Source organism: Streptococcus sp. 1453, assembly GCF_013276955.1.
Classification (GTDB): domain Bacteria; phylum Bacillota; class Bacilli; order Lactobacillales; family Streptococcaceae; genus Streptococcus.
The window spans coordinates 1-435 of the sequence record NZ_VMLZ01000019.1 but is presented as its reverse complement, the minus strand read 5'-3'; the positions used below and the strand labels follow the sequence as shown (position 1 = coordinate 435).

Here is a 435-nt window from a genome sequence, read left to right as displayed (position 1 = left end):
AAGTGACAGTAGGTCATGAAGCAGTGAAAGCGCAAGGTACTGTAGAAGCACAAGCTCGTAGTGGAAACAGTGACTTGAGTGGAACAGGTACTGTCGGAATGCCAGCTATTGCGACAACACCAAGTGCACCAGTCCCAGCAGTAGTGGATACAGCCGACCATGTAGGTATTGAGATTCCAGCACCAGAACATGCGGATAAGGTTGTTGTGACCTTCGATAAAGCAGATGGTTCAGGCAAGGATACAGTTACTGTTAAGAAGAACGACCAAGGTAAATGGTCAGCCGACAAGACAGTGGCAGGTCTGACAGTGGACGCAGATACTGGTAAAGTGACAGTAGGTCATGAAGCAGTGAAAGCTGAGGGTACTGTAGAAGCACAAGCCCGTAGTGGAAACAGTGACTTGAGTGGAACAGGGACTGTCGGAATGCCAGCTA

At 49.0% G+C, this 435-nt stretch carries 1 protein-coding gene; it reads left to right on the top strand.

The genetic code is table 11. The features are described from left to right. On the top strand, positions 1-435 hold a 435-nt coding region (locus HW098_RS09225; RefSeq protein ID WP_176139910.1), incomplete at both ends, for a hypothetical protein.